Origin of the sequence: Butyrivibrio proteoclasticus, assembly GCF_900115735.1 — a bacterium.
GTDB lineage: Bacteria > Bacillota > Clostridia > Lachnospirales > Lachnospiraceae > Butyrivibrio > Butyrivibrio proteoclasticus_B.
In genome coordinates, this window is the sequence record NZ_FOXO01000069.1 from 1 (window position 1) to 1,644 (window position 1,644).

General features: G+C 40.1%; 2 protein-coding genes and 1 pseudogene. All 3 read right to left on the reverse strand.

Annotation, left to right across the window (positions count from 1 at the left end; translation table 11 throughout):
- Nucleotides 1-126 precede the first annotated feature (126 nt).
- Nucleotides 127-1,323 carry a S41 family peptidase gene (locus tag BM146_RS18890; protein WP_207649948.1) on the reverse strand — a complete coding sequence of 399 codons (1,197 nt, stop codon included), beginning with the start codon at nt 1,321-1,323 and terminating at the stop codon, nt 127-129.
- A gap of 87 nt (nt 1,324-1,410) precedes the next feature.
- Nucleotides 1,411-1,542, reverse strand: a complete 132-nt coding sequence (locus tag BM146_RS20250) for a hypothetical protein (RefSeq protein WP_278308536.1) — start codon at nt 1,540-1,542, stop codon at nt 1,411-1,413.
- Between the two features lie 3 nt (nt 1,543-1,545).
- A pseudogene (locus BM146_RS20470) lies at nt 1,546-1,644 on the reverse strand (GNAT family N-acetyltransferase); the annotation flags it as partial.

Genomic DNA, 1,644 nt, shown 5'->3' on the forward strand with positions numbered 1-1,644 from the left:
AGGCAGAACCACAACCTAAAATTGAACTGCCACTAAATGAAACCTCTTAGATAGAGGCAGTTTTACACCAGCTCAAGTTGTACATAATCCTGAAATTAAATCAATTGATAACACACCCCTAGATACTCATTTGCACTCAAGGCAATAGTCCAATTCAACATCTTTGTATATACTCTCAGGAGACCACGCTATATATTTATCTACAGGAACACCTTTGTGAGCCAGTCCCTTTCCGCCATCGATGCGTTTATCCCTTGAAGTAGGATAAATCAGGCCAAAGTCATCAAACCGAACCACAGAGCAGTTTGAATAATCGGTAATACCCATGGTTGGTCTTCCTACTACTGTTACTTTAGGAGAAAAAGACATTACTTCGACGAAGGCATCTCCGGAAGATGCGCATCTTTCGTCAGTGATGATAAACACCCTTTCAGGATAAGCTCTACCGGTTATTCCGTCCATAAACTCATCTTCGCTTTCTATAAAACCTTTTCCCATGTTCTCGGTATTATCAACTACCATTTTATCAAGCATCGGCGCCATGTCTTCAGGTGGATTTTCACCCAACATATCTCTCAGAAGCTTAATTCGGTCCTTGCAATTTCTCAAGGAATAATTGACTTCAATTGGATACTCAGCTTTGTAATAATCAGTAATTTCTTTTCCCTCAGGGAAACAATACTCCAAAAGTGGCACAAACGCAGAATCTGCGCCTCCTCCGTTTCCCCGAACATCTACAATGAGTTTTTTACAGTTATCAAGAGCGTTCTTACAATCGGTATACAGCTGATTGATTGCATCCAGATCCGCAAAATCATTCAACCTGAGATAAAGCGTATTGTCCTGATATTCTTTGAAGGAATACTTGGCTTCGTCTTTTCCTTTAGAGTCATGGATAATGGAAACTCCTTCTCTTGTACCGTCCTGATGAACGACAGTAACAAGCTTATAAAACTTCAGTACGGTTGGCCACATCATACCCTGGCGTTCAACAGACTTCTCCATAAGTATCCGGCTTTCTTTATGCGCAATAGCTGTTATTGATTCACCGTCAACTGCAATAATTCTATCTCCTGGAACAAGACCCGTATCAGCATTTGCCTTTGTTACGTACAGCTCATCGCCTAGCCTCATCACCGAAAAACCTATTGATCCCAGCGTCGCATCTACAAAGTCCAGATGTCCCTCCAGTCCAAAAGTTGCCAGATACTCCTGGACAACATGAAGGAACTCCATACGTTCCATGTCATCTGAAATCTTACTTTGGAATACCTGATAATCTCCTGCTCCAAAATCCTTACAGGTAGCGGAATCTTCTTTCATAATTGAAATTATTTCTTGAAATATCTCTGTATAAGTCATTGCCTCCCCCTTTTATACTGTTAGAGTATTATTCTGAAAGTTATATTTTTAATGTCCTTCAATGTTGTCTGGAAAAGGCGCATCACCATACACTGTTATGATATAACTTCCATCTTCATTTTCTAGTTCACGATACTTGTATTTTGCATCAAATATGCGGTCCACTTCACCTTCCGCCATTTCTCAAAGTTTCTTCATCATCCAATATGCATCCATATAGGATCTATCAGCATATTTCATGTTATCAGGGAATGTACCAAACTTCTCAAATCCCAACTTCTC